The sequence below is a fragment of the Streptomyces sp. McG3 genome (assembly GCF_018619185.1).
Lineage (GTDB): Bacteria > Actinomycetota > Actinomycetes > Streptomycetales > Streptomycetaceae > Streptomyces.
This window is the reverse complement of record NZ_JAAXYC010000009.1, coordinates 1-25,237: the sequence shown is the minus strand read 5'-3', so window position 1 is coordinate 25,237 and position 25,237 is coordinate 1. Positions and strand designations below refer to the sequence as shown.

Annotated in this window: 31 protein-coding genes and 1 tRNA gene; 22 read left to right on the top strand and 10 right to left on the bottom strand. The window is 69.5% G+C overall.

The window, feature by feature from the left end:
* Window positions 1-205 precede the first annotated feature (205 nt).
* Window positions 206-1,024: a DUF317 domain-containing protein gene (locus HET64_RS02985; RefSeq protein ID WP_215101898.1), complete on the top strand. Its 819-nt coding sequence runs from the start codon at window positions 206-208 to the stop codon at window positions 1,022-1,024.
* 268 nt (window positions 1,025-1,292) lie between these two features.
* Here the strand turns inward: HET64_RS02985 and HET64_RS02980 are convergent, their stop codons facing one another.
* The 5 genes from HET64_RS02980 to HET64_RS02960 all read right to left on the bottom strand — a co-directional run bounded on the left by HET64_RS02980 (window position 1,293) and on the right by HET64_RS02960 (window position 6,761).
* A complete protein-coding gene (locus HET64_RS02980; protein ID WP_215101896.1) occupies window positions 1,293-1,682 on the bottom strand; it encodes a hypothetical protein in 390 nt (129 codons plus the stop codon).
* A gap of 101 nt (window positions 1,683-1,783) precedes the next feature.
* Entirely contained in the window at window positions 1,784-3,478 is a 1,695-nt protein-coding gene (locus tag HET64_RS02975) for a relaxase/mobilization nuclease domain-containing protein (RefSeq protein ID WP_215101894.1), read from the bottom strand.
* A gap of 4 nt (window positions 3,479-3,482) precedes the next feature.
* Complete coding sequence (gene mobC / locus HET64_RS02970; RefSeq protein ID WP_308369759.1) at window positions 3,483-3,869, bottom strand: plasmid mobilization relaxosome protein MobC; 387 nt, start codon at window positions 3,867-3,869, stop codon at window positions 3,483-3,485.
* A gap of 311 nt (window positions 3,870-4,180) precedes the next feature.
* Window positions 4,181-5,140: a DUF2637 domain-containing protein gene (locus tag HET64_RS02965; protein WP_251144684.1), complete on the bottom strand. Its 960-nt coding sequence runs from the start codon at window positions 5,138-5,140 to the stop codon at window positions 4,181-4,183.
* Between the two features lie 343 nt (window positions 5,141-5,483).
* Window positions 5,484-6,761, bottom strand: coding sequence for a DUF3631 domain-containing protein (locus HET64_RS02960; protein ID WP_215101888.1), 1,278 nt, complete (start codon window positions 6,759-6,761; stop codon window positions 5,484-5,486).
* Between the two features lie 290 nt (window positions 6,762-7,051).
* On the opposite strand from HET64_RS02960, the gene HET64_RS02955 reads away from it, so the two are divergent.
* From HET64_RS02955 to HET64_RS02950, 3 genes are all read left to right on the top strand, one after another.
* Entirely contained in the window at window positions 7,052-7,564 is a 513-nt protein-coding gene (locus HET64_RS02955) for a helix-turn-helix transcriptional regulator (protein WP_215101886.1), read from the top strand.
* Between the two features lie 126 nt (window positions 7,565-7,690).
* Window positions 7,691-8,065: a helix-turn-helix domain-containing protein gene (locus HET64_RS38670; RefSeq protein WP_374105532.1), complete on the top strand. Its 375-nt coding sequence runs from the start codon at window positions 7,691-7,693 to the stop codon at window positions 8,063-8,065.
* Window positions 8,066-8,097: 32 nt separating this feature from the next.
* On the top strand, window positions 8,098-9,603 hold the full coding sequence (locus tag HET64_RS02950) for a LacI family DNA-binding transcriptional regulator (RefSeq protein WP_215101885.1): 1,506 nt from the start codon (window positions 8,098-8,100) through the stop codon (window positions 9,601-9,603).
* 20 nt (window positions 9,604-9,623) lie between these two features.
* Here the strand turns inward: HET64_RS02950 and HET64_RS39770 are convergent, their stop codons facing one another.
* From HET64_RS39770 to HET64_RS02935, 3 genes are all read right to left on the bottom strand, one after another.
* Window positions 9,624-10,916, bottom strand: coding sequence for an HNH endonuclease (locus HET64_RS39770; protein ID WP_215101883.1), 1,293 nt, complete (start codon window positions 10,914-10,916; stop codon window positions 9,624-9,626).
* Between the two features lie 391 nt (window positions 10,917-11,307).
* Window positions 11,308-12,009 carry an HAD family hydrolase gene (locus tag HET64_RS02940; protein WP_215101881.1) on the bottom strand — a complete coding sequence of 234 codons (702 nt, stop codon included), beginning with the start codon at window positions 12,007-12,009 and terminating at the stop codon, window positions 11,308-11,310.
* Complete coding sequence (locus tag HET64_RS02935; RefSeq protein WP_215101879.1) at window positions 11,999-12,865, bottom strand: GntR family transcriptional regulator; 867 nt, start codon at window positions 12,863-12,865, stop codon at window positions 11,999-12,001. The genes HET64_RS02940 and HET64_RS02935 overlap by 11 nt, the downstream gene beginning before the upstream one ends.
* Window positions 12,866-13,392: 527 nt before the next feature.
* On the opposite strand from HET64_RS02935, the gene HET64_RS02930 reads away from it, so the two are divergent.
* From HET64_RS02930 to xerC, 18 genes are all read left to right on the top strand, one after another.
* Window positions 13,393-13,776: an RNase adapter RapZ gene (locus HET64_RS02930; RefSeq protein ID WP_215101978.1), complete on the top strand. Its 384-nt coding sequence runs from the start codon at window positions 13,393-13,395 to the stop codon at window positions 13,774-13,776.
* Window positions 13,777-13,822: 46 nt separating this feature from the next.
* The gene (locus HET64_RS02925; RefSeq protein WP_215101877.1) at window positions 13,823-14,176 is read left to right on the top strand and encodes an HIT family protein; all 354 of its coding nucleotides are present in this window, start codon (window positions 13,823-13,825) and stop codon (window positions 14,174-14,176) included.
* 100 nt (window positions 14,177-14,276) lie between these two features.
* The gene (locus HET64_RS02920; RefSeq protein ID WP_215101875.1) at window positions 14,277-14,555 is read left to right on the top strand and encodes a DUF6284 family protein; all 279 of its coding nucleotides are present in this window, start codon (window positions 14,277-14,279) and stop codon (window positions 14,553-14,555) included.
* Window positions 14,552-14,824, top strand: a complete 273-nt coding sequence (locus tag HET64_RS02915; protein WP_215101873.1) for a DUF6303 family protein — start codon at window positions 14,552-14,554, stop codon at window positions 14,822-14,824. The genes HET64_RS02920 and HET64_RS02915 overlap by 4 nt, the downstream gene beginning before the upstream one ends.
* Window positions 14,821-15,015, top strand: coding sequence for a hypothetical protein (locus HET64_RS02910; protein WP_215101871.1), 195 nt, complete (start codon window positions 14,821-14,823; stop codon window positions 15,013-15,015). Before HET64_RS02915 ends, HET64_RS02910 begins: the two co-directional genes overlap by 4 nt.
* Window positions 15,012-15,878 carry a DUF2637 domain-containing protein gene (locus tag HET64_RS02905; RefSeq protein WP_215101869.1) on the top strand — a complete coding sequence of 289 codons (867 nt, stop codon included), beginning with the start codon at window positions 15,012-15,014 and terminating at the stop codon, window positions 15,876-15,878. Before HET64_RS02910 ends, HET64_RS02905 begins: the two co-directional genes overlap by 4 nt.
* Window positions 15,878-16,219 (top strand): RRQRL motif-containing zinc-binding protein, encoded by a 342-nt coding sequence (locus tag HET64_RS02900; protein WP_215101867.1) that lies wholly within the window; start codon window positions 15,878-15,880, stop codon window positions 16,217-16,219. The genes HET64_RS02905 and HET64_RS02900 overlap by 1 nt, the downstream gene beginning before the upstream one ends.
* A complete protein-coding gene (locus HET64_RS02895; protein WP_215101865.1) occupies window positions 16,216-16,392 on the top strand; it encodes a hypothetical protein in 177 nt (58 codons plus the stop codon). The genes HET64_RS02900 and HET64_RS02895 overlap by 4 nt, the downstream gene beginning before the upstream one ends.
* An 84-nt stretch (window positions 16,393-16,476) precedes the next feature.
* On the top strand, window positions 16,477-16,833 hold the full coding sequence (locus HET64_RS02890) for a DUF6251 family protein (RefSeq protein WP_215101863.1): 357 nt from the start codon (window positions 16,477-16,479) through the stop codon (window positions 16,831-16,833).
* Window positions 16,834-16,851: 18 nt separating this feature from the next.
* Window positions 16,852-17,040: a hypothetical protein gene (locus HET64_RS02885; RefSeq protein ID WP_215101861.1), complete on the top strand. Its 189-nt coding sequence runs from the start codon at window positions 16,852-16,854 to the stop codon at window positions 17,038-17,040.
* 87 nt (window positions 17,041-17,127) lie between these two features.
* Window positions 17,128-17,451, top strand: coding sequence for a hypothetical protein (locus HET64_RS02880; protein ID WP_215101859.1), 324 nt, complete (start codon window positions 17,128-17,130; stop codon window positions 17,449-17,451).
* Between the two features lie 88 nt (window positions 17,452-17,539).
* Window positions 17,540-19,699 (top strand): ATP-binding protein, encoded by a 2,160-nt coding sequence (locus HET64_RS02875; protein WP_251144683.1) that lies wholly within the window; start codon window positions 17,540-17,542, stop codon window positions 19,697-19,699.
* Window positions 19,700-19,997: 298 nt separating this feature from the next.
* Entirely contained in the window at window positions 19,998-20,189 is a 192-nt protein-coding gene (locus HET64_RS02870; protein ID WP_215101988.1) for a hypothetical protein, read from the top strand.
* Entirely contained in the window at window positions 20,186-21,073 is an 888-nt protein-coding gene (locus HET64_RS02865; protein WP_215101857.1) for a bifunctional DNA primase/polymerase, read from the top strand. The genes HET64_RS02870 and HET64_RS02865 overlap by 4 nt, the downstream gene beginning before the upstream one ends.
* Complete coding sequence (locus tag HET64_RS02860; protein ID WP_251144682.1) at window positions 21,070-21,420, top strand: hypothetical protein; 351 nt, start codon at window positions 21,070-21,072, stop codon at window positions 21,418-21,420. Before HET64_RS02865 ends, HET64_RS02860 begins: the two co-directional genes overlap by 4 nt.
* Window positions 21,417-22,670 carry a DUF3631 domain-containing protein gene (locus HET64_RS02855; protein ID WP_215101856.1) on the top strand — a complete coding sequence of 418 codons (1,254 nt, stop codon included), beginning with the start codon at window positions 21,417-21,419 and terminating at the stop codon, window positions 22,668-22,670. Before HET64_RS02860 ends, HET64_RS02855 begins: the two co-directional genes overlap by 4 nt.
* 175 nt (window positions 22,671-22,845) lie before the next feature.
* Window positions 22,846-23,046 carry a helix-turn-helix domain-containing protein gene (locus HET64_RS02850; RefSeq protein WP_215101854.1) on the top strand — a complete coding sequence of 67 codons (201 nt, stop codon included), beginning with the start codon at window positions 22,846-22,848 and terminating at the stop codon, window positions 23,044-23,046.
* A 66-nt stretch (window positions 23,047-23,112) separates the two neighbouring features.
* Window positions 23,113-24,288 (top strand): tyrosine-type recombinase/integrase, encoded by a 1,176-nt coding sequence (gene xerC / locus HET64_RS02845; RefSeq protein WP_308369754.1) that lies wholly within the window; start codon window positions 23,113-23,115, stop codon window positions 24,286-24,288.
* 84 nt (window positions 24,289-24,372) lie between these two features.
* On the opposite strand, the gene HET64_RS02840 is transcribed toward xerC, so the two are convergent.
* A tRNA-Pro gene (locus HET64_RS02840) sits at window positions 24,373-24,446 on the bottom strand.
* A 28-nt stretch (window positions 24,447-24,474) separates the two neighbouring features.
* Window positions 24,475-25,237 (bottom strand): Pr6Pr family membrane protein (locus HET64_RS02835; RefSeq protein ID WP_374105531.1); only part of this gene is annotated, 763 nt, incomplete at its 5' end.

Genomic DNA, 25,237 nt, shown 5'->3' with positions numbered 1-25,237 from the left:
CAGCAAAGCCCGCAGAAAGACTGGAAACGAGGGGGAAGGCATGCCAACGTAAATGACCTTCCCGGAGACCGTCAGGTCACGTGGTTCGGAGCAAGGATAGGGATCTGGTAACCCGGCATCCCACCGCCGATGGCTCGCTCTACTGTGTCGGCCCTCGTCGTTCCGCCCACTTCGCCGCGGCGGCAGAAAATCCAACCTCATGCCCTTGGAGGCGCTCCTGAACCCGCATTTCCCATTCGATCCCCTCGCGAGCGGCCCCCCTCCCACGTACTGGGTCGGCCCCCGACACCTGGCCGGCGACGACGGTCGTCTCTACGATGCCGTCGCGGACAACCTCGCCAACTGCGGTTGGACGAGCCTGACAGTCATTCGAGGGCAGCGTCTGCTCGATGAGCCCCTGGAGGACCTTCAGGTGATGCGCAGCACGGTCCTGCACATCAGTCCTGATGCTCTTCGGTGGGCGCAGTGGGTGCTGCCGGACGAGCCGTTCTACCTCGGTGGGCTGCCGGTCGCGTGGCAGGTCTCTGCCCGCTCGGACGTGAGCAGTCTGCTCGCGGACTGGTCTGCCTACTTCACTCGTGACGTCCCGGGTGAGGTCATCGCCGATTTCCTCCTCGCACTCGACGGATGTGGCCGGCCCGCTGCTGCGTCCGCCGGTCCCGAGGCGGTCATCGATGGGGTCACCGCGCACGGCTGGTTCCGCGACGCAGAACAGCTCCACGCGGCAGCTGTGCACCCCACGTTCACTGCTCGTGTCAGCCTTGGTGAGGTGCCGCCCTTCATCCAGGACTCCGATCCCCGCGCTCTGACAGCCGATGCGGAGGAGCACGGGCCGATGGGCTGGCAGGCGTGGGCCGAGCCAGCCATGGGGGCCCCGTATCTGTGGGCTGCGTCGTTCAGCGCCAGCGTGCCGCACAGCCTGGTCGCCGCGTTCGCGACCTCGCTCAGCTCCACCACACCGGTGCTGCGCCGAGTGCTTCCGGAGAGCACGCGGGATCAGCTTCTATGGGCCCCGTCCAGCTGATCGCCCTCACCTCACTGCCTGGGCGGTTGGGCACGGCTCGCCCCTGCGTAGTCTCGGGTCCGTCGCGCTGGTCGTCGACCTCGTGGAGAAGGCGGTGGCGAAAGCTCGTGTGACCACCTGAACTCGTGGGTGTGCCGCAGGCCCGGCCGGTGATTCCGGTCGGGCCTGCGGCATGTGCGGGGCCGGGGCTCACGGGGATGGGTACGCGACCCTGCGGAGGCTGTGCGACAGACGGAGCCCTGAAGCGCGGCCCGTTGGTTTCAGCCGGTCAGTCCTGTTCGTGTCCGGTGTGCTCTTCGAAGGCATCGTCGGCGCTGACGATGTCGGCCAGGCGCTCGAACTCCGAGTAGTCCTCTTCGGTCATGAGGTCGTAGACGCTATCCGGAAAGGCATCGGGCATTTGGTATGCGTACTTCATGTACAGGCCGATGAGGGCCTTCTGCACCGTCTGGCGTTCACTCATCCAGTCGCCAACCGGCTGCATGTGCGCGACTGCGATGTCTATCTCCGTCGGCGTGCAGGTGGAGAGCAGCTCGTATTCGGCAGTGGTGAACGGGCGCCCGTCGTGGTGGAAAAGGTGATCGGGTTCGTCGCTGCGGGAGGCGTCTATGTCGGTGAGGAGAACGATGGCACGGGGTCGGGTGTCGGTGATGGCCATACAGGGAGTCCTTCCGGAGTGGGGGTCGAGGCATCAACTCTCCGGACGATCGCCGGTTTGGCTAACCGGCGATCGTCGTCTATGTTGCGCTCGTTTGTTGGTCAGCGCTGCCGAGCCGATGACCGCTGCGGGGGAGGAGCCGCGGTCGTCGAATGGGCTGGGACACCGATCCGTTGTGTGGTGCTTGGGGCCCTGGCGGCCTGGGCCCGCGGGCCGGGTGCGTGGCGCTGACTGAGGCGGCGGATGCGCCAGGTCAGCGCTCGGGCGGGGTTGTGGGCGTCTTCCAGGGTGCGCTGGCCCAGTGCCTGGCTGAGGATGGTGGCTGCGTTGTGCCCTGCTGCTTCTGCCTCGGCCAGGACGGTGGCGAGCGCGTCCCAGGCGGGGCCATCGAGAATGCGCTCGGCGTACTCCGGTACTGCTTGCTGGATGTGGTGGGCGAGGCGGCGCTTCGTCTGCTGGGCGGGGGCGCGACGCGCGAGGCCGGCCAGGACCGGCTCGGCGACCTGTCCGTAGGCTGCCCGCAGGTGGAGGAGAGCCCGCCCGGCGGCCTCCTCCTGCTGGGCGTTCTGGCGGGTGCGGTGCCAGTGGGCCGCGAAAGCAACCGCTGTGAATGCAGCGTCCAGGAGCATGGCGAATCCGGCACCGTCCTTGTCCTGGGGTCGGTCACGCCAGATTGCCTGGACGCTGCGGCGCAGTACGCGGGTGCTGTCGAGGTCGGCGGTAATGCGGGAGCGGGTAGCGCGCTCGAACACGATGGCGGCCTGTTGCAGTTCGGCCCTGGCTGCGGCCGGCGCGGTGATGGGCAGCAGGTCGAGTGTTGCGCCGAGAGCGACCAGCTGTCCTTGGGCGGCGGGGTCGTCGGCGGCGGAGAGGTGGTGGGGGATGCGTTCGGTGGCGGCGGTGGCTTCGTGCCACGGATTGCTCGGCCGGGCGGTAACCGGTTCGGGAACGCTGGTGGCGAGGCGTTCGCGGATCTTCGGCAAGGAGAGATCGGGGGACAGCGTGGATCCTGCAAACCAGACGGGATCGCCGTTCTCGTTGGTGTTGCCGGGCAGCGCGAAGTTGCATCCAAGTGCGTCGCCGGACGGCCCGCACTTGAGGCGCACGGTTACGCCGGTAGCCTCCAGCAGCGAGAAGAACTCTGTCTCGCTGTCTGCGGCGGCGACCGCCCTTCGCACACGTGTCCGGAGAACTTCGCGGGCCGTGGTGTCCTGGCCCAGGCGCTTGGCCTTGAAGTGTTCTTTGCTGGTCGGCTGCTTGGCAGCGGTCCCATCGCCCGCTTTCAACTGACGTAGCCCGTGGTCGATTTCGATCTGACGGGCTTCCTTCTGCACGGCCCGCTTGTCGTGGTTGCGCTGGGGGCGGCGTCCGTCCTGGCGAACCAGGGTGGCGGCGATGTGGATGTGGTCGTCCGCGTGGCGCACGGCCACCCACCGACACGCCTTCTCGTCGCCATCGGAGGCGATGCCGGCGGCGGCCACGATCCTGCGCGCGATGTCCGCCCACTGGGCGTCGGTGAGGATCGGGTCCTCGGGGGCGGCGCGGACGGGGCAGTGCCAGAAGGTGGTTTGTGGTGCGCGGTTGCCCAGCATTCGCACGGGCTGGTCGAGCTGTGCGGCGAGCTGCTTCTCCACGGCTTTGGGGTCGCGGTGCGGGCTGCGGCCGGGGTCGGGTGCGAAGTCGTTCCAGGATGCCACCAGGTGTGGATCCACGTGCTCGTTCGCCTGCCCCTTGCCGAAGAGGTAGCGGATCAGTCCGCGGGTGCCGCCCTGGCCAAGGATGATCTTGGGTATCACCGACTCACCGCCCCTCCATCACCCGGGCGACGGCACCGTCCACCGCATCCACAGATGCCTCGACGCGGTGGAGGATCCGCAGGACGGTGTCGGCTGCGGGCATGTCGCCGTCCTTGTTCAGGTGTCCGGTGAGCTGGTTGAGGTTGTTGCCGACCCGGCCGAGCTGCCCGTTCGCGGCGAGCAGCGCCTTTACGGTGGCGCGGTAGTCGGCCACGGCGGCGGTGGGGTCCTCGGCGCGTGCGGCGGCCAGCGAGCTCTCGGCGACGTAGCCGCCGGGTGCCATCTGGCTCACGGCGGCAGCGTGCTGGACGAGGTCGAACTCGTGATCGTTGTAGCGGGGGTGGACGCGGCGCTCGCGCAGCTGTCGGTCACGCAGTCGGCGGCGTGGCACGGGCTTGTGCGGGTCGAGCGGCGAAGGAGTGTTGGTCCCTCCCTCGGTCGGCACCCCCGGGCCGACCGACTCCGGTGCCGCCTCAGCGCCGGAAGCCTCCGCCTCCCCTGGGGCGGAGGCCGGGTAAGGACTCCTTACCCGACAACTTGCTGCGCTGTCGGGGTCGGTGGTCATCTCCTGCTGTTGGGCTGGGATTTCGTGATGCTGGTCGTGCACGGGCTGGTTCTCCGAGGGTGGCTGGGAGCGGAGTGATCGCGGGCCCCGTGTCCTCGTGCTCGTCGGCACAGGAGGGCACGGGGCAAGCGCAGAGATCAGGCGGCGCCGGAAAGGGCTGTAGCTGGGTTCTGTTCCTGCTGTTGGTCGGCATCGTCGAGTCCGCCGAGAGGCTCGCCTTCGACGCCGCCGTACGTGACGGGCTCGGCGTTGGTGGTGCGCTCGGCCCTCAGCTGGTCACGCACGATGCGGGCTCGCTTCTGGCCGATCTCCAGGGCGCTACGCAGACGCATGGCTGTCAGTCGGTCGTCACTCCAGTCGGCGGTCAGGAGCCGTGCCTCATCTAGGACTTCGGCGTCGGTGCGGGGACGGTCGGCGGTCGACTTGGGGGTGGCTCGACCCCGATCGGCCGCCCGACGCGGCGAAGCCCCGGTCGACGCCGACACGGCGGCCGACTGCCGTGATCGGCTAGAGGTGGCCGACATGTCGGCCTCAGTCGGCCCTGTCACGAGCCCCTCCACGACCTTCGTGGGAGTCGGCTCAGGTACCTGCGCCGGGCCAGATTTGTCCTGGTCAGGAATAGGGGCCGACTCAGTGGCGTGCACGTCGGCTCGTTCGCCGTCCGACTCGATGGCTGGCCGGCCGGCCGACTGGGCAGAGGCCGTTTCGGCAGAGTCGGCCGACTCGGGGTTGTGGTGCAGCACCTTTGCCACGAGGTCCGATCCGAAGTAGATCGACCCGACCGGGAGCGAGGTGGCCAGCAGCACGAGGGCCCAGTTCGCGGGGTCCCAGTCGGCCAGTCGGCCCCACTGCGTCGACCCGGTGTGCAGGGTCGGTATGAGGCCGTGCACGTAGTTCAGCAGGAGGCTGGCGAGCGTATAGGTCGCAAGGACCCGGAGCGCGAACTTCCGGTCCGTACCCGTGAGCACGAGCGTGGCGACCAGTGCGAGGGCCATCAGGCCGTCGACCACGATCGGGTAGAGCAGGGCGGCGGTGGTGTCTGCGCCGATGGCGCGGGCCACGTCGGACAGTGCGTTCCACGAGACCCGAAAGGCCATGAGGACCACGGCTACCAGCCCGAGGACCAGGGTGGTACGTGCGCCTGTCCGGCGAGCATCTCGTGGAGCAGTAGCAGGATGATGCCGATGCGAATCGCCTCGGCCGAGGAGGGCGGTGATGCGGGCAAGCAAGCGGGGTACTCCAGGTGGGCTCGGGGCGGCGGCCTTGGCGCAGGGGAGGGCAGGGGGTGGCCGCCGTGAGGTGTGATGTCTCGTACCACTCGTCGCGTGCCTGGTCAGGACAGGTACGGGTGGCGTGGTGATGTCGACTCGACTCGTTGCGGCTCTCCCACTCGTCCCCGCGCTGACCTGCGCGGGGACGAGTGGTGCGAGTGGAGTCGGGTCAGGCTGCGGTGTCGGGCAGCGGCTCATCCGCCGGCCGGGCGGCCTCGGCCACAGCCCTGGGCTCGGGGCAGTAGCGGGCCCAGGTGTCGAGGAATTGGTTCCGGGCGAAGCCCTTGGCCTGGGTGCCGTCGGGGAAGCGGCGGTTGGCTGAGCCGATGCCGTACGGCTTCAGGAGCAGCTGCAGTCCTCGCGGAGTCAGCCCGTTGGCGCCGTACTCGGCCCAGGGAGCTTCCCGATCCGCGTTCAGGGATTCCAGCAGATGCTTCGTGCTCAGCACGGCCGGGTCGCCCACAGCGGCGAAGGCGCGGCGGATCCCGACCAGGAGGCGGGTGCGTAGACCGCCCTCCTCGTCCTGGCCGGCCTCGTAGTCCGTCATGGTTCGGCAGGCGGTGCGGGCGAGCGCGGGCCAGTCGCCCCCGGCGAGGTCGGCGATGATGACCAGCGGTTCCCAGGTGTCTGCCGCGCGGTCCTCGACCGGCATGGGGGGCTCCATGGCCATCGCCTGCTCGTACAAGGGTTGCAGCCAGGCGTGGAGGCGGTCGCGGATCGCGTTCAGGGCAGGGGTGTCCCGGTTGGTGCGGAAGGACGCCACCTTCTCCCCTGCCGCACGGCGGCGCATCCGGATCACCACCGCCCGGTCCATGATCGTGTCCGGCAGGTCACCGATCCCGGCGAGAGCGGCCATGGCGAAGGTGGGGAACTCCTGCACTTGGTGCTCGGGCCCGGATACTCGCAGAGTGGGCCGGCCACGCTGGTGCCCCGCGTTGATGAGGCCGCGGACCTCCTTGTTCTTCTCTGCGGCCTTGGTGGTGCTGAACATGGTGTCGGCCTCGTCTACCAGGAGAGTCGGCGGGTCGTCCCCGTCGATCGACCGGAAGATCGCCGCTGCGCTGGCGTTGACCGTGATCAGGCGGTTGTGCACGGTCTCGGTCACCACGTCCAGCAGCCTGGACTTGCCGCACCGCTTCTCCGGCGCGACGATCGCCAGGCGCGGCGCGTGCTGCCACGCGCGCTGCAGATGCGTCGCCGCGACCCACAAGGCCACCGCCGTGACGGCCTCCTCGCTCGGCATCGCCACGTACCGCTTGACCTGCGCTCGAAGGGCTTCCAGGATCCGCGCTCCTTCGGACAGCGGCGGTGGCGACGGGCAGTCGTCGCAGTCCTCCTCTGGCGAAGGCGCAACGGGGCCGGCCGGTTGGCCGGGCACCGCGACTGGAGGCCACGAGGTGCAGGAGTCGTTGGGACGGGATGGCGTATTCGGCTGGGGATCGGTCATACTGGGCATCAGCTCCTCTGCTTGCGGGCCATATGGGACGGCAATCCCGGTCTCCGCAGGTTGATCGCTAGGGATGGCGGTTGAGAGGTTTGCGCTTGAGCCCCCGGCATCGCCGGGGGCTTCTTTCATGTCACGTGCGGTCGTGCGGGCTCCTCGGGTTGATCGGGTGGGACCACCACTATGCCACATGAATTGCGGATCGCAGAAGTGTTCTGCATCTCGCAGTGGGCATGCTACTGTTAGGGGTCCTGCAAATGGCAGGGGAGCGCTACGTACGGAAAGAGGTGGCCATGGCGGATGAAGACCCGCCGCAGGGCGTACTACTCAGCGGTGAGGGCAACGTCGCGGTGCGCATCAAACTGGAACGCGAGGCGCGCGGTTGGAGCACCAACGCCCTGTCCGACCGCATGAACGAGGCCGGCTTTGAGATGAATCCGTCCGCAGTCTGGCGGATCGAAAACGGCAAGCGCCGCATCAACCTCGACGAGACCATCGGCTTCGCCGAGGTCTTCGGCCTCGACCTGCGCAACCTCGTCGGCCCCCCGCAGCTGGCCGCCAAGGCCCGCGCCATGGAGCTCATCGACGAGATCATTGACGCGTTCCGCGCGACCCAGAGAGCCAACTTGGCTTTCACCGAGGCGCGCGACGCCCTCGACGCCTACCTCGCCGAGTATCCCGATATCCGCGAGGAAGCCGACGTGATGGTCTCCAACGCCATGGCGGAGGAGGCCAGCAGGACCATGCTGAAGATGCACGGCCCTCCGCCCGGCGGCGGCGACGTCGAGCCTGCTGACGAGGTATAGCCCCCTGCTCCCTCTCCCGTACTGGGCCCGCAAGCCCCCAGTACGGGCAGACCAATCTCATCCCTAGCGATCGACCGGCGGGTCGGCGTTGCCGCGCCCCATACCCGCCAGAAGAGGACCCATCCCTTGCGCCAACCCGCGATAGCCCCTGCCTCCGCACTGTCTTCGCATGCCGAGGCCGCCCTGCCGCGCCTCTATGCCCCCGAGGAGGTCGCCGCCGTACTCGGCTGCTCCGCCTGGTGGGTCAAAGACCGTGCTCGTCGGCGACTCATCCCGTTCACCCGCGTCGGCCGCGCGTACCGCTTCTCGGACGACCACCTCGCGGAGATCATCCGCATGCACGAAGAGCGCCCGGTCCGGACTCCGCAGCGTCCTGGTACCCCTGCGCCGCCCCGGAAGGCTCACGCTCGGCAGCAGCCCGATACGACCGTGCCCACCGTCCGCCTCAAGGCCCGGCCTCCACGCCGGACGACCAAGCCCCAGTACGGCATCGCTGCTTAACGCACCCCACACAGCAGAAGGGAGGGAAATCTGTGGGGTACGCAGAAAAGCGTGGCGGCTACTGGCGCGGCCGATACGAGATCGAGGACGGCAAGTACGGCACCGTCGCCGATTCCACGGGCGTCGTGGTCAAGTTCGCCACCAAGCGCGAGGCCAAGCAGGCTGCAGACGCGGAAGAGGTGACCGTTCGGCGCGGTGAGTGGCGCGACCCGGGCCTTGGTCAGGAGACCTTCGGCGCATACGCCAGCCGCTGGTACGCCGGCCAGGACCTGGCTGCCTCGACCATGCAGAACTACAAGCGCCACATCGAGGAGCACCTGCTCCCCGACTTCGAGGACAAGGCGCTCGCGGGCATCCTGCGCACGGACGTCGACGCCTGGGAGAAGAAGGAGCGGGCCGAGTACGCGGCCTCCAGCGTCAAGACCTGGCGCTCGACACTCCACCTGATCTTCGAGGACGCGATCGACGAGGGTCTGCTCACGTCCAACCCGGCGGCCCGTCGGCGCGGGCGAGGCAAGCGGGCCGGCCGTTCCCGTGACCGCGGCCCGGAGAAGGTCGTCACCGACGCACTCGGCATCCTGCTCACCGCAGAGCGGGCCGCCCTACTGTCCGGCCGCGACGACGAGTTCGTCGCCACGGTCCTCAAGGGCTACACCGGCAAGCGCTGGGGTGAAATCGTCGGCTTGGAAACGGAGTTCGTCCGGCGAAACGCTATCCGGGTTGAGTGGCAGCTGTACGAACTCGACACCGGCGAGCTGGTGCGCTGCCCGCCCAAGGATGACAGCTACCGCGACATCGACTCGACGGACTGGTTGTCGGCCCTGGTCTTCAACCACATTGCCCGCACGAAGCCGATGTCCTGCCCCTGCCATGGCAGGACGTACGTCTTCCGGGGCCAGGGTGTGGCGCGTACCGGCGGACACCAGGGCGCGAAGCTCGTCGATGTCGCCCGCCGTGCCGAAGTCTCCACAGGCACGGTCTCGAACGTCCTCAACCATTCTGACCGTGTACGCGAGGAGACCCGCATACGAGTCGAGCTCGCTATCGCAGAGCTCGGGTTCGTACGTGGCGGCGCTACGTCGGAGCATGCTGCTCACTGGCGTCGAAACGGCTTCGCCACCTGGCTTTTCACTCCGGCGGCCTCCGGCTGGTACCCGAAGAAGGCGCCCCAGGAGGCCCGCCCGGTGCCGATTCTTGGTGAGCCGTGGCCTGGTGTCCCGGCCCGAGGTCGAGGGGCCGCCGCTCGGGCGGACGCCTGCTGGCTCCCGATCGCCAAGGGCCTCACGCCGCACGGGCTTCGCCACACGCACCGGACGATGATGGAGGACCTCGGCACCGAGAAGGTCCTCATGGACGAGCGCATGGGCCACATCGACGGCTCGGTCTCCGCGCGCTACGCCCACGTCACGCCCGGCATGCGCCGGCGCCTCATGCTCGGCTTGACCGAGCAGTGGGAGGCGGCACTCGCCGCCAGGCGTGCTCTGCACCCGCGTTCCCCAGTATCTGCGCTGGACCGGCTCCTGCAGGGTGGCGGCTGACGAGGCAGGCCCAGCCCTCCCTAGGAGGGTTGGGCCTCGCCAGGTCCCCAGGTGTCTCCCTTGCGGATGTTGCAGATCCAGTGAGCTGCCTGCAGGTTCTCGGCTGTGTGTGCGCCGCTCTCCGCGACCGGCTGGATGTGGTCGAGGGTGGCGGACCACGGGTCGGGCCACTCAGCGGAAGGGTTCATGGCGCGGTGGCACAGCTTGCATACCCATTGATCGCGATCGTAGATGTCGAACGGGTCCACCTGATCAGCGCCTGCGTTGAGAGTGCCGTAGCCGCGCATGCGGGCCTGGTAGCTGTTGCGGGCCCGGGTGGAGCGCCGCTGCTTTTCCGAGCGGGCGGCATATGCCGGAGTCCAGAGGGTGGGTGTCGGTTCGGCGACGCAGACCCAGGCTTCCCAGTCGTAGGTCTTCCTGCCTTCGTCCACGTCACGGAAGATCTCGTTCTGCCAGTGCCACTGCCGGCCGTCGTCTCCCTCGAACGAAGTCTGCTGGACGAGGGGGTGTTCTTGGCCGGGCGCCTTGGTCCACCACAGGATGCGGTCCGTGTAGGCCAGAAGCGCGCCGGTCTGCTGGTGGATCGCGACCATCGGCTCTGCGTGGGGTTCGGAGTTTGCTCGGACCAGCGCGACGATCTCGTCAGCGCCCAGGGACGTTGCGGTGGCGTACGCCGTGACGGAGTCGTGCCGCTCGATGACATCGCCTTCGATGGGGCTCAGCCCGTAGAACTCGTAGGGGAAGTCGTCGTCGGCCGCCCTGGTGCCGAAGACCTGCGGTTCCCGTGCAGCCGCGAACCGGACACGCTGGTCGGCATCGGCGGAGGATCGGTCACCTCGATCAGGTATGGCGGCCAAGTCGATCTCACCCTTCGCGATCCGCGTCTTCGTGCGCCGCTTGAGAGTGGTGTTGCACCGACCCGAGCAGACGTGCCGATCGCGGTGCTCCCAGTGCGCGCTCTTTGGCACGGGCACTCCGCAGATCCGGCAAGGTTCGCCGCCCGTGGCACGTTCCGCCGCCGCGAGGATGGGGTTCCAGTAAGGATCACCAGGAACCTTGCGGGTCCTGGCGGGGTCGGGCACCGGAGGCGTCCCCGGTGTGAGCGTCTGCATCGGGCGCCGCACCTTCGGCGTGTCCTTCGGGCGCTCGACCCGCTGCCTCTTGGCAGCCGAGGTACGGCAAGGATCGGAGCAGTACTTCTGGCTGCGCGGGCGCCAATACTCCATCACGGTGCCGCAGACCGAGCACGGGCGACCCGCTCGTTCAGAGGCGCTGTTGTCGGCGTCGTCGGTGCTGCTGAAGCCGTAGTCCACGGGCTGTCCTCCGGTCGAGTGGTCGACTGAAGTTCGCGACCGCGCAGGTGCGAGCGGACGCGTGGGAGGCGTGCCTCCCTTGCCGGGCGATCGGCCGCTGGGAGAAGCCGACCAAGATCTTCTCCCAGATTTCTCCCAAACGATCTCCGGGAACGAGTCAGGGGCCCGACCCGCAAAGCGGATCAGGCCCCTGACCTGGTGTTTCAGCTGTCGGGGTGGCGGGATTTGAACCCACGACCTCTTCGTCCCGAACGCTATTCAGGGGGCTGTCAGGCTGGTCAGCTTGGTCCCGTGCTGGGCAGGAGCAGCGTCGGCTTGTCCGTGGGCGTCCACGCTCGTCCGCCCTCGGTTGAGTGCGTTGGCCCCCCGTTTGGCCCCCCGGGCGAGAGGGTCAACGCGCAAGGGGCGGCGTCAGAAGGGCCTCAGCGACGGTGGCCATGGCCGTGACGATCGTCCTAGCTCCAGCCGCAACGAGACTTGCCTCTTTGCCTGGCTTGTTGGCGAAGCCGATCGCCATGGAGCCTGCCCGCGCGGCGGCCTCGATGTCCGTAGTGGAATCACCGATCAGTGTGCAGGTGCTCGCTCTGACCCCAAGTTCCTTGGCGGCTCTTTCGAGAGAGAACGGCGAGGGTTTCATGAGGGCAGGGCGGTTCGGGGCGCGGCCGATCACTTGGTGCACGAATCGATCGAGGTCGTGAAGTGCTAGGAACTCCTTCACGCACGCCGACGAGTTGTTGCTGACGATCGCGACTCTTCGGCCGGACACGTGGGCCGCACGAAGGGAATCCACGGCGCCCGCGACGGGGGCACCCGCTGCCTTCACCGCCGCGACTTCCGCCGACGTGAGGACTTCTTCGATTCGGCGCACGGCATCCTCGCCGACGCGGGGTGCCAGTCGCAGTACTTCCATCGGGTCGTCCGTTTCGAAAGCCCGCTCGCCGGTCGTCGCGTCGATCTGGGCGAGCATGGAGGCCAGTTCTCGCGCGACGCCAGGGGCGGGGTACCCGGCGAAAACGTCGCAGACAGGCCCGTCGAAGTCGAAAAGCACGCCGCTGGTAGCGGCGACGATTGCGGCCAGGCTCTCAGACGCCATAGGGGTCAAAGTCCCTTCCAATGGTGCTCCAGACGCTCTCAAACCAGAGGCGTGCCTGTTCGACTTGCTGCGCGCCGCTGGTCGCGTCTCCCTCGTTGGTCGAGTAGTGGAACAGCGCGGCGTCTGCGCCCACCAGGTCGTAGATGTCGATTGCTTCCCCTCCCGCGGACACCTTGTTCGGGCGGATGGGGTAGTACCCGAAGAACGCATCTCCCTGGTTGATGACGTAGAGCTTGAAGAATTGCGTTCCACTGTGAACCCGCACGCTGACAGTGGCCTCTTGGACCAGGCCGAGGTGCTGAAGTTCCCCCACGGCGTTGGCGATGCTTCGGGTGAAGCCGACCATCATGTCGTGCATGCGGACCCGGAGGCGGGGATCGTCAGCGCCGTCACTCTGGCGCACTGGGGCAGCTTGGGGCACGGCCATGTCCGGCACCAGGATTCGGATACTGATGCTGGTCGGTGTCAGTCGGCCGACCCGGATCTTGTCGATCGGTTCCTGTAGGGCTCCGTGCAGCGTCTCGCTGGAGAACCCAGCGAAGTCGATTGAGACGTTCGGGCTGGTGAAAGCCTGCTCGACGTAGGGCCGCAGACCGGCCGGCCGCTCGGTCCGGTTCCGGACGTACACACCGCTTCCCTTGCGGGAGACGACCAGCCCCTCATCTTCCAGATCCCGCAGTGCGCGTTGGATCGTCGCCCTGGCGAACCCGTACAGGTCGGTGAGGTTCTTGTGCGACGGCAGCTTGTCTCCGGGGGCGAGCCTCCTCGTCCGAATGGCTGCGGCAAGGCTGCTTGCGACCTGCTCGTAGGGCGGGCGGCTGTCGTCCGGGTCCAGCGGTTCGGGCGTGAAAGTCATGCCTCAATGCTACGCCTCAAATCCGTGATCAGGGCAGCCAGGCTAGCCATCTGTTGACATGGCTAGCCATGATGGCTACGTTAAGGGCATCGCAATCGGGCTAGCCAAGTTGGTCAGCTCGGAAGCGGGGTGGCCCCTCTTTGGGCTGCTCCGACCTGCACGACCAGAGCGCCCGGAGGGTCCCGGTATCGGGAGTGAGCCCAAAGGAAGCCCTGTTCCTTGAGAACTGAACAGTGAACTGAAGCGGGGTGAGAGCCCTCGCTCCCGTGACGGCCGGGTGAGCCGTCGGCAGTAGTACGGCGCGTCGGCGCTGTACGCACGATCCTGCGGCCCTGGAGAACACCACGGTGCCACCCGCAGTGAGCTGCCCTGCTGAGCGCCAGGCAGAGAGATGGCGCCCCATCCTCCGCAGCTCACGCTGCGGCCGGTTGCCTCCCCCGCCCGTCCGGACTGCCCCTGTGGCGGTGCCGTACGGGCGGGGCTGAGGGGAGCCGGACCTTCCGCCCTCCTTTCCCCTTCTGGGAGTCATCGTGAGTGAAGTTGAGATCGTCTCGTTCGGCTACCTGCACGGCGAGCCGCCGGCCGCGCACCTGACCATCGACCTGCGTCACCACTTCCGCGACCCGCACGTCCGGCCTGAGCTGCGGTACATGACCGCCGATGACGCGCCGGTCCGCGCCGCCGTGCTGGCCACGCCCGGCATTACGGCCCTGGTCGACGCGACCGCCACGGCGGTCGACGCGTTCGCGTCCGGCCCCACGGCGGGCGTCGTGACGGTGGCCGACGGGTGCGCCGGTGGCCGCCACCGGGCCCCGACGTTCGCCCGCGCCCTGGCCGAGCGGCTCACCGCCGCCGGGCACAGCGTGAGCGTCCGGGACCGCGACATCGCCAAGGACGTCGTCCACCACTGACCGCACCACAAACCTCCGCACACCCCCTTCTGAACTGGGAGTCCGCGTGACTGCTTCCTGCGTGTTCTGCAAGATCGTCGCCGGGCTGGCCCCGGCGGACATCGTCCGTGAGTGGGACGACGTGATCGCGATCCGCCCGCTCGGCCCGGTCACCCCCGGGCATGTCCTGGTCATCCCGCACACCCACGTCGCCGACGTCGGAGAGGACGCGTTCGTCTCCGCCCGGACGATGGCCTGCGCGGCGGAACTGGCCGCCGAACTGCCCGCCGCGAACGTCATCACCAGCAAGGGCAGCGCCGCGACACAGACAGTCGCCCACCTGCACCTGCACGTCGTACCCCGCACCGCCGGGGACACCCTGCCACTGCCCTGGACGCCCCAGCAGCACGCCGCCGGATAAGACCAGCGGCCTCCACCCCACACCCGTACGCAGCGCGGCCCCGGGTTGCACCCCGGGGCCGCTGTCGAGCCGCACCACCTTCACAGGGAGAGAACGACTCATGAAGACCATCGCAGCACTTCAAGCCGTTGTTACGGCCACCCCGTTCAACGGTGAGCCGACGGACGCCGAGCTGGACGCGATCGACCGGGAACTCCCGGCGATCCTGGCGGACGTCGATCTGCTGGACGCGCAGATCATGACCATCGACCGCACCCCGACCGAGCTGGACCACCAGCGCATCCGCCGGGCCCGCCGCCGTGTGCTGGCCGCCCGCCGCGACCTGGCCAACCACACCGCCGCCGCGACGGACACCACGGTGTCGGGAGGTGCGGCATGACGTACGGCGCGCGGTTGTCCAACAGCTTCCTCGGTGAGTGGGAGCTGTACGTCGTCACCGACGGGATCAGCCTGGACTGGCCCGAGCACTCGTTCGGGCGGACCGAGCCGGTCCCCACGTTGCAGGAGCGGGCGGATGCGTTGGCCCAGCTCGGCTTCGTCCTCGCGGACGACGCGGAGTGGGAGTGGCAGGAGTGCCCCACTGGCGCCGCGGACCGCGTTCGCCTGCTGGCCTCCGTAGACGCCCAGCGCAAGGACGGTGCGTCATGAGCGACATCAACACCATCGCCGTGCGTCGGGCGCTCCTGCTGGTGTTCGCGGGTATCGCCCTGGCCGTCATCGGGGCCTCGCTCGCCATGGCCACCGGCCGTCCGGTGTGGCGGGCCGTGGCCGTCGGTGCTCTCGCCCAGACCTTCGGTTGGGTCCTCGCGGTGCACTACCGCCGGGGTGGTGCGGCATGAACCGCTGGGGCAAGGGCCTGCTGATCGCCGCTCTGGTCGGTGTGGTCGGCATGGCGTTCCGGGTGTCCTGGAACGCGCTGAAGGACGTCGCCACCGCCACCGGGGCCGACGAGACCGCCGCCACCCTCTACCCGTTCGTCGTCGACGGACTGATGGCGCTCGCCCTGGTCGCGACCCTTGTTCTGACCGGCGACGCCCGCCGCTTCGCCCTGCGGGTGCTGGCCGCCTACACGCTGGCCTCACTCGTCCTGAACTACGTCCACGGGCTGGTTCCGGAGCTCCACGACAAGGTGGTCGACTGGGGCCGACTGGCCGACTGGGACCCCGCCAACTGGGCGCTGGTCCTGCTCGCCACGTCGCTGCCGGTCGGGTCGATCTACTTCGGCTCCGACCTCGTCGCCAAGGTCCTGCACCACCGACCGATCGAGCACCCGGCCACCACACCGAATCAGGATCAATCGGCCGAGACATATGTAAATCGGTCTACGGCTGACCTGGAAGTATCGGCCCCCGCGCCGATCACTCCGCCCCCGGCTCCTGCGGAGCTCCCGGCGGCCCCGGCGGTGTCCCTGGTGAAGCCGACCGATCGGGTCCCGGCCGGTGCGGTGGCCGCCGAGTCGACCCGCCCGCGTCGGGCGACCGGACGCATCCCCGAGGTGGCCCGGTCGAGTCGACCTGCCCGCACCGCCGATCAGCTCCTGATTGAGGCGCGGTCGGCTACGGCCGACTGGACCGATCGGGAGCTGACCGCCGAGGGCATCCGCAAGGCGGTCCGCACTTCCCCGGCCAAGGCCCGCGTTCTGCGCGAGACGCTGCGCGCCGAGCGGGAGCCGTCGGCCGGCACGGGTGAGGCGGCGGCCTGATGGCCGACGTCTACCGGTGGCGTCTGGCCCCCGACGGGTTGGCTACCCGCCGTCAGCTCCGCGCGTTGGGGCTGCGGCCGGGTGGTCAGGACGTCGTCGCCGAACTCCACCGCCCCCGCCGCCGACGCGCCCCGCTGGTCGCCTACCTCTACCGCATCGACCACGCCAAGCCCGTACGGCCCATGACCCCCGCCCGTGCCGCTGCTCTGGCTGCGGCGATGCGGGCCCGCCGTACCTGCCCCAACTGCCGTACCGACATGGGCTATTGCATCCCCCGGTCGCTCGGCATGTGCGTCACCTGCCACGACACCACGTCGCCCTGGAAGGACACCACCTCATGACCGCCGCCGAATACCGCGCCGCCGCCGAACGCATCATCGCCAGCGACACGCCCCGCTTCGGGCCCATCCACCCCGAGGACTTCCGCAGGGCCGAGATCCTCGCGCAGCTCGCCGTGTCCGCCTCCATCTCCGAAGCCGCCGAAGCCCGAGCCGCCGAGCCCGCCCAGCACTGATCAACCGCCCCGGATCACGGCGTGAGGCTGCCGGATCGACTCCGGCCCGGGGCACTCCCACCACCGGCCCACGGAAGGACCCGCATGGAACAGCACCTGCCCGCCCCCCGGCTGCCGTCCGTCGTGCAGCTCCCGGACGGCACCCCCGGCTACACCGACCACCTCCCCGTCACCTACCAGCCCACCAACGCCATCCCGCAGGTGGTCCACGTCCACCAGGCACCCCCGGACCGCACGGTGCAGCGTCTCGCGCTCGGCTCCGGCGTGGGCGCCGGGGCCGTCGCTGCCGGGGTCTACTTCGGCCCGCTCCTCGTCGGTGTCCTCACCGCCATCGCAGCGAACCTCGCCCTGCTCGCCCTGGTCGCGTCCGTGTGCGCCTGGGGTGTCGTGACCGTCGTGAAGTCCGTCGGCGGCGGCAAGGACGCCCGCAAGCGCCGCTGACCCAGAAGGGAGACCACCGTGTTCCAGGCAGGTCAAGAGGTGCTGATCGTGACGTGTGAGGACGACCCACGCGCGGTCGGCAGGACCGGCCGGATCGTCGATGAGGTCCCCCCGGGGCCGCTGACGAACGGCCGGTGGACCGTGCACCGGGTCGGGCTGCTGATCGGCCCCGTCCTGTGCCACTCCCACGAACTGCGGCTCGCCTGACGGCTGCCCGCCGCCCCCGAACCAAGTCCGGTTCGGGGGTGGTTGGGGAGCCGGACAGTCCGGCCCCATCCAACGGGGAGGTCCACCGTGCACAGCTACACCAAGGCCGAGTCCCGCGAACGCGGCAGGCTGTTCCGCAAGGGGTTCCGGCAGTCCCTCGCGGACTGCGTCGACCCGGACGTCCGCCGCCGGATCGAGCGCATCGACCAGGCCGCCGCCGAGCGCGGTGCGCTCGAACTCGCCGCCCTGCACAAGGTTCAGGCCGCCGCCCGCCAGGACCTCGCCGCCGCGAAGGCCGTGGAGCGCACCGCTCCCCGCGCCGACAAGGCCACCGCCCGCGAGGCCCGCAAGGCCGCCGAGCAGCGCGTACGCCTCGCTGAGCGGGCCGTCCACAAGGCCGAGCAGAGCTGAGCGGGGGCGGCCGGACCCGGCCAAGGAAACCGGCCGCCCCCATCACACCCCACCCCGCAGCAACGAGCAGGAGAGAGGCACGTTCATCATGACCGAACCCGCCAGCACGGTCCCCGTCATGGGGACCGTGCACCACCTCGACGACCACCGCCCCACCACCCCGCCGGCCGAACCGGTGAATCTGGTCAAGGACCCGACCGCCGAGCCGACCAGCACCCCGCCCAAGGTCGTCCCGCAGGGGTCGCGGGTGGTCCGCACCGCCCGCGCTCTGCGCACGGCCGCCACGCACGAACGGACCCGCACGGCGGGCCGGTTCACTGTCCGCCACGGCATGTACGTGGTCGGCGGCGGCCGGATCGTGGCCCGGCGGGCGTGGGAGGGCCGTACCGCCGCCCGGTACGAGCGGATGTTGCGGGCGGCGGAAGCCGCGGGGAACCTCGACCTTGCCACCGAGTGGGAGGAGCGCGGGCAGCGGTTCCGCGCCGCACGTCACCAGCGCCGCATGGACCTGCTGTCGGCGCCGGTGAAGGCGGCCAAGGGGGCGGCGGCCGGGCTCGGCATCACCGCCGGTGGCCTGCTGCTCCTCGGCATCATCCTCGCCGTCGCCAACGAGAACTTCGCCGACCTCGCCACCCCCACCCTGGCCCTGATCGAGCTGATCCGGTGGATCGTGCTCATCATCACCGTGGTCTGGGGCCCGCTGGTCATCCTCGGACCGTGGGCCGCCTTACTGGCCCTGTGGGGGGTGGGCCGTCATCAGCAGGCGGCGCCGCAGTGGGCGCTGCCGGTGAGGGACCGTGACGGTCAGGGCACCCCGATCACGCCGTCCATCGTGGTCACCGCGATGCGGGACCTGGGGGTGTCGACGCTCCGCAAGGCCATCAAGGAGATGGGCGACGTCGGGGCGCAGATGCTCAGCCCGATCACGATCGCCGGGTGCGGTGTCGAGGTCGACGTTCACCTCCCGTCCGGGGTGTCGACGGAGGAGATCCAGAACCGGCGCAAGAAGCTCGCGGAGAACCTCAACCGGCACGAGCACGAAGTGTTCATCACCATCCCGCCGGCCCCGCGCACCGTCCGGTTGTGGATCGCGGACAGCGGTGCGCTGGATGAGCCGATCGGCCCGTCCCCGCTGGTCACCGACCCCGATATCCGAGCCGACTACAAGTCGGGCCGGGCACCGTGGGGCCAGGACCTGCGCGGCGATGCCGCCCTGGTCAGCTTGTTCCAGCGGATGCTGCTGATCACCGGGCTGTCGAACCAGGGCAAGACCGCGTCCCTGCGCGCGCTGGCCCTGTGGCTGTCGTTCGACCCGAAGGTGGAGTTCCGCATCGGTGACCTCAAGGGCATCGGCGACTGGGCCATGTTCGACGGGCTCGCCACGGTGCTGATCCAGGGGCCGACCGACGATCACGTACTCGATGTGACGGAGATGGTCGAAGAGGCCGCCCGGGAGATGAACCGGCGTCTGCTGGCCCCGGGCAAGGAGTTCCACCCGCTGGTCGTCATCGTCGACGAAGCGCAGGTGGCCTACGGGTCCGGGGCCGTCGACGAGAACAAGATCCCGCTGGGTGGGGCGAAGTCGACGTCCCGGTACTTCCGGGCGATCAAGGCGATCCACGATCAGGGACGGGCGGTCAACGTCACGACCTGGGAGGGCACCCAGGACCCGACGAACGAGAACCTGCCCAAGCGCTCCCGTGAGGGCAACCACATCCGCTCGTCCCTCGTGCTCGGCACCGAGTCCCAGGCCCGCATGGCGGTCGGGGACGCGGCGATCGACGGCGGCGCGGCCCCCCACAAGCTCCGCCAGGGCCTCGACAAGGGAACCGTCGTCGTCGCCGGGGACGGGATCAAGCTGTCCCCCGGGCAGACGTCGGTGACCGTGCGGACGCACTACATCGACGGCGACCAGGCCGCCGAGATCGCGGACCGGGCCAAAGCGTTGCGCGATGGCGTCACCACGGTGGCCGCGGTCGACCACACCCCCGAGCGCGACGAGGTCGCCGACATCTTGACCGTCCTCGGAGACGCGCCGCGGCTGCTGACCCAGGACGTGCTGAAGCGCCTCGCGGTGCTGAGCAAGGACGTCTACGGCTCGTGGTCGTTCATCGACCTCAAGCGGGCGCTGGACGGCACCGGGGCCGAGCCCTACAAGTCCGACGGGCGCATGACGATCGCCCGGGACCGCCTCGCCCGCCACCTCGACAACCGCGACACCGACGGTTCCACTTCCGCCGCCGAATAGCAGGGAGGCGCACCCCCGTCGGCAGGGAGGCAGGGAGAAGTCCCTGACCCGCTCCCTGACCCTGCCTCCCTGCCCTGAACAGCAGAAATGATCTGGCAGGGAGGCAGGGAGGCACCGCAGGTCAGACCCCCGAACCCCCCTCCACACACACCCCGGCAAGGGGTGCCCAAGCCTCCCTGCCGCACCAGCGGCAGGGATTCCGGATACCGCCCGGCAAGCCGAAAGCGACCCCCTCTCACGCCAATGAACTGGGGCCGCTCTCGTCTGCCAGAACCTTCCAGAACTGGAGACACCCATCATGACTCACCCCACCCCCGTGCGGGAGGCCGCACGCCTCGTCGCGATCGAGGCCGCCCGCGCCTACGTCGCCAACATCGGCGTCATCGACCTCACCAACGCCGGTGTCCTCGTCGGCCACCTCATGGCCGCCGAGACCCTGCTCATGGAAATCGTCGCCGCGCACGACGAGCCCACCGGAGCCGCGGCATGAACACCCACCTCCTCACCGCCGCACTGGACGCGGCCGAACGCGGCTGGCACGTCTTCCCGCTCCGCCCCCGCGACAAGCGCCCCGCCCTCCACGGAGAGACCGTCTGCCCCGGTACTGGCGACTGCGCGACCGGTCACCGCAAGTGGGAGCAGCGGGCCACCACCGACCCCGACCGCATCCGCTCCGCCTGGTCGACCGGGGCGTTCAACGTCGGCATCGCCACCAGCCCGTCCGGGCTGGTCGTGATCGACCTGGACACGGTCAAGACCAAGGACCCGAAAGGAACGCCTGACGGCGTCACTTCCCTGCAAGCGCTCTGCGAGCGCGCCGGGCGGACCGTCCCCGCCACCTACCGGACCCGGACCGCGAGCGGTGGCCACCACCTGTACTTCACCGCCCCGGACGGGGCCCGGCTCGGCAACAGCGCGGGCAGGCTCGGCAAGCACATCGACACCCGCGCCCACGGCGGCTACGTCGTCGCCGCCGGGAGCGCCCTCCCGAACGGCACGTACGAGGTGGTCGACCCCACCGATCCCGTACCGCTCCCGGAATGGCTGTACGCCCCCCTGACGCCCCGTCAGGCATCCCGGTCATTGACGGCCGCACCCGTGCCGGTTCGGGCCTCCCGGTACGCCGCAGCGGCTCTCAGGGCCGAAACGGCGGCCGTAGCCGGGGCCGGGGAGGGTGTGCGGAACTCGACGCTGGTTCGGGCCGCCCGCGCTCTGGGGCGGTTCATCCCGTCCGGCGACCTCGCCCGCCATGAGGTAGAGCAGGCTCTTAATTCGGCGGGATTGGCGGCCGGGCTCCGGGAGAACGAGTGCCGCAAGGCTGTGGCGAGCGCTCTGAACTGGTCCATCGCCAACAACTCCGGGCGGGCGGCATGACCACCGCCAGGAACCTGCGATTTAAGAGCCTGCCTGTCACCCCGAGCAGCCCGCAGGCCGCCAACCGGGCCGCAGGACCGGCCGGTGGTGGCGTGCCGAAAGGCGTCGGCCGTCAGGCCGTCCCCGTTGCTGTTCTCCCTGACCCGCACATCGTCACGGTGACCGGCATCCGACCCGGCCTCACGGTGCGCGGGCTCGGCCGCAACCAGATCCCCGCCGCCGACTGGCTCTGCGCCTGCGGCCACCACGAACGCGCCCGGGGCCGTGACCGCGTCACCGACCTGACCACCCGCGCCCGCGTCGACCACTGCCCGCACACCGAGCAGCACCGGAGGAACGCCGCATGAACACCCCCGCCCAGCAGCCCAAGGCACCCATCGACGGTGCTGCCCTGCTCAATGAACTGGAAGCCTTCCACCGCCGGTTCAACGTCTTCCCGACCGAGTCCGCCTACGTCGCGGTCGCCCTGTGGGACGCGCACGCCCACCTGATCGACTGCTTCGAGACCACCCCGCGCATCGCGTTCCTCTCCCCGGAACCGGGGTCGGGGAAGTCCCGGGCACTGGAGATCGTGGAAATCCTCACCCCCCGCCCCATGAGCACGGTGTCCGCGTCCGCGAACGCCCTCTACCGGCTGGTCGACTCCGCCGAGGGACTGCCCACGGTCCTGTTCGACGAGGTGGACACCATCTTCGGCCCCAAGGCCGGAGCGGACGAGGCCCTGCGCGGCTTTCTGAACGCCGGATACCGCCGCATCGGCGGGGCCCTGCGGTGCGTCGGGGACGGCTCCAACCAGAACGCCCAGGTGTTCGGCTCCTACTGCGCCGTCGCCATGGCCGGACTCGGCTCCCTCCCCGACACCGTCCTGACCAGGTCGGTCATCATCCGGATGCGCAAGCGCGCCCCCAACGAGAAGGTTGAGCCCTACCGCCAGCGCATCCACGAGAAGCAGGGCCACGCCCTGCGCGACCGGATCGCGAAGTGGGCCGACACCGTCCGCGACCAGGTCGCCAACGCCTGGCCCGAGATGCCCGAAGGGGTCACCGACCGGCCCGCCGACGTGTGGGAACCGCTCCTCGCCGTCGCGGACGCGGCCGGCGGAACCTGGCCCGCCCGCGCCCGCGCCGCCTGCCTCGACCTGATCAACGCCGGTCAGGACAACGACGAAGCATCGTTGGGTGTCCGGCTGCTGACCGACCTGCGCGACAAGGTGTTCTGCGGCGCCGACCGGGTGCCCACCGCCGTCATCCTCGAAATCCTGCTCCGCATGGACGACGCCCCCTGGGGCGACCTGGACGACAAGCCGCTGAACTCCCGGACGCTCGCCAAGCTGCTGGGCCAGTACGTCACCCCGGCCATCAAGCCCATCAAGCCGCGCGGCATCCGCACTCCTTCTGGGACCCCGAAGGGCTACTACGCGGAAGACCTCACGGACGCCTGGACCCGGTACTGCCCTCCACCCCCCGAGGAATCCGCAACATCCGCCACGTCCGCCACACCGCAGGTCAGCGGGGGTGAATCCGTGGCGGATACCGCCACACTCACCCGCCACACGTCTGCGGAAACCGCCACACCGCTCTTCCCGGTCGCGGGCTGACCCCCAACACCACCAGGTGCCGCCACACCCCCCGGATGTGGCGGCACCTATCCGCCACACCACCGGCATCCGCCACAAACCCAGGCCCCTGACCTGCGGTGTGGCGGCGTGGCGGACGTTGCGGATCTGCCAGGACAGGGCGGGCACCCACCCGCCACACCCAGAGGAGAATCCCGTGGCCACGCCAACCACCTCGCCACCCGCCCGCCTCCTCCGCGTCGATGTCGCGGCCGAAATCCTGGGCGTCAAGCGATCCACCGCATACGAGGAGATCCGACTCGGACGGCTGCGCACCGTCCAGATCGGCCGCTGTCGCCGCATCCCGACGGAGTACGTAGAGGAGTACATCGACCTCCTCAAGCGCGAATCCGACTGACCGAACCAGAACAGCGGGGCCCGTCCACTCGTGGGCGGGCCCCGCTGCATGAAAGGAACTGCCGACGTGGCAACCAGCAAGCCCACCCGCAGGGCCGGGCACGGGGAAGACACCATCTACTGGGACCAGGCGAAGAACCGCTACGTGGGGGCGGTCTCCCTGGGCCATGCGCCGAACGGCAAGCGCCTGCGACCCAAGGTCTACGGCAAGACCAAGACGGAGGTCCGCGAAAAGATCCGCGATCTCAAGAAGGAGGTCGCAGCGGGTGTTCGCACCCCCGCCAACTACACCGTTGAGAACGCCGTGAACGACTGGCTGGAGCGCGGACTGAAGGGCCGAGACGCTCAGACCGTGGCCAAGAACCGCACACTCGCTGACAAGCATCTGATCCCGTTCGTGGGCAAGGCCAAGCTCAAGGACCTCAGCGCCGACGACGTGGACGACTGGCTCACCGGTCGCGTCGAGGCGCTCTCCACGCGCAGCCTTCGAGACGTGCTCGCGATCCTCCGCCGATCCATCGAGCACGCCCAGCGGCGAGACAAGGCCGTGCGCAACGTCGCCCTGCTGGTGACCGTTCCGGAGGGGCGCACCGGCCGGCCGAGCAAGGCGCTCAACCTGGAGCAGGCTAAAGCCGTGCTTGGGGCCGCGCGGGGGAGCCGCCTCTACGCCTACCTGGTGCTGTCACTCCTCGGAGGGGTACGGACCGAGGAGGCCCGGCCGCTCACCTGGGATCACGTGTACCTGAGCCCCGAGGACGGCATCCCGCCGCACGTCGCCGTGTGGCGGTCCGTGCGCAGGTACGGGGAGACCAAGACGCGCAAGAGTCGACGGACGATCGCCCTTCCGAAGCAGGTCGTGGACGTGCTGGTCGAACACCTGCGGTGGCAGAAGCAGGAGCGCGTCTCGCACGGGATCGAGTGGCGTCCTGATGGCCGAGTGTTCACCACACGCAGCGGCGAGCCGCTGGATGCCGCGAACGTGCGGCGCGACTTCCGCGCCATCGTGAAAAAGGCGGGGCTCGATCCCGAATGGACGCCGCGGGAACTTCGCCACAGCTTCGTGTCCCTACTCTCCGATCACGGCATCCCGCTGGAGCGCATCGCCATGCTGGTCGGCCACAGCAGCCAGGCGACCACCGAGGCGGTGTACAGGAAGCAGCTCCGGCCAGTGATCACGCAGGGGGCAGAGGCTATGGACGAGATCTTCGCCGAGCGAAATAAGGCTCCCATGCCGAAGGGGTGATCAAATCCCTTTGGCCCCCTGTTTGGCCCCCCCGAGCATGACAGAGGCCACTTACGGATATCCGTAAGTGGCCTCTGACCAGCGTCGGGGTGGCGGGATTTGAACCCACGACCTCTTCGTCCCGAACGAAGCGCGCTGCCAAGCTGCGCTACACCCCGATGTCCACCGGACTCCCGGCGACATCGATTACTTTAGCCCACCGGCGGCCGGAGGCGAAATCCGGTTTCTCCGGTGCTGGAACCACCCCGCCACGTTCGGCCGGAGGTGGTCCACGGTGGTGATCAGGACGCCCAGGGCTGCGAAGAGCAGGCCGAGGGCGAGGGCCTGGGTGAGGGCGCCGGCGTAGCCGTAGGTGTCGACGTCGAGGAACGGGTACGGGTAGCGGGCCGGGGCGTCGGGGGAGAGCAGGGCTCCGCGGGTCAGGACGATGCCCAGGTAGGCCGCGGGGGCGGACAGCCAGAGGGGGATGTGGGCCGGGCGCAGGGTGCGGGGGGCGGTCAGCAGGAGCCAGTCCGCGGCGACGGCCGAGGGGGTCACCGTGTGGAGCAGGAGGCTCGCGGTGGTGGACCAGCCGGCCCCCGTGTCCGGGCCGCCGCGGGAGGCGCTCATCGGGGAGCCGCCGTGGTTCACCAGTACCAGGTGGTACATCAGGCCGGTGACCGCGGCGAGCAGGAGCACCCCGCCCGACAGCCTCGGCGACAGCGGTGGACCGCCTCGCCAGGAGCGTACGGCCGACCATCCGAAGGCGGCCGCGACCAGGAGGTTCGCCAGGACCGTGAAGTGGATCAGCGTCGGTGACGCGTAGCCGGTCGCCAGGGCGATGACCGGGCCCGCGGTCGCTGCCCCGCACGCGGTCGCGCGCAGGGCCGTGGCCCAGGGGCGGCGGGGCGCTGCGGGGTCCGGGAGCACCTCTGCCGCCCGGGGGCGGGGGAGCAGAGTCTGTCTCTTA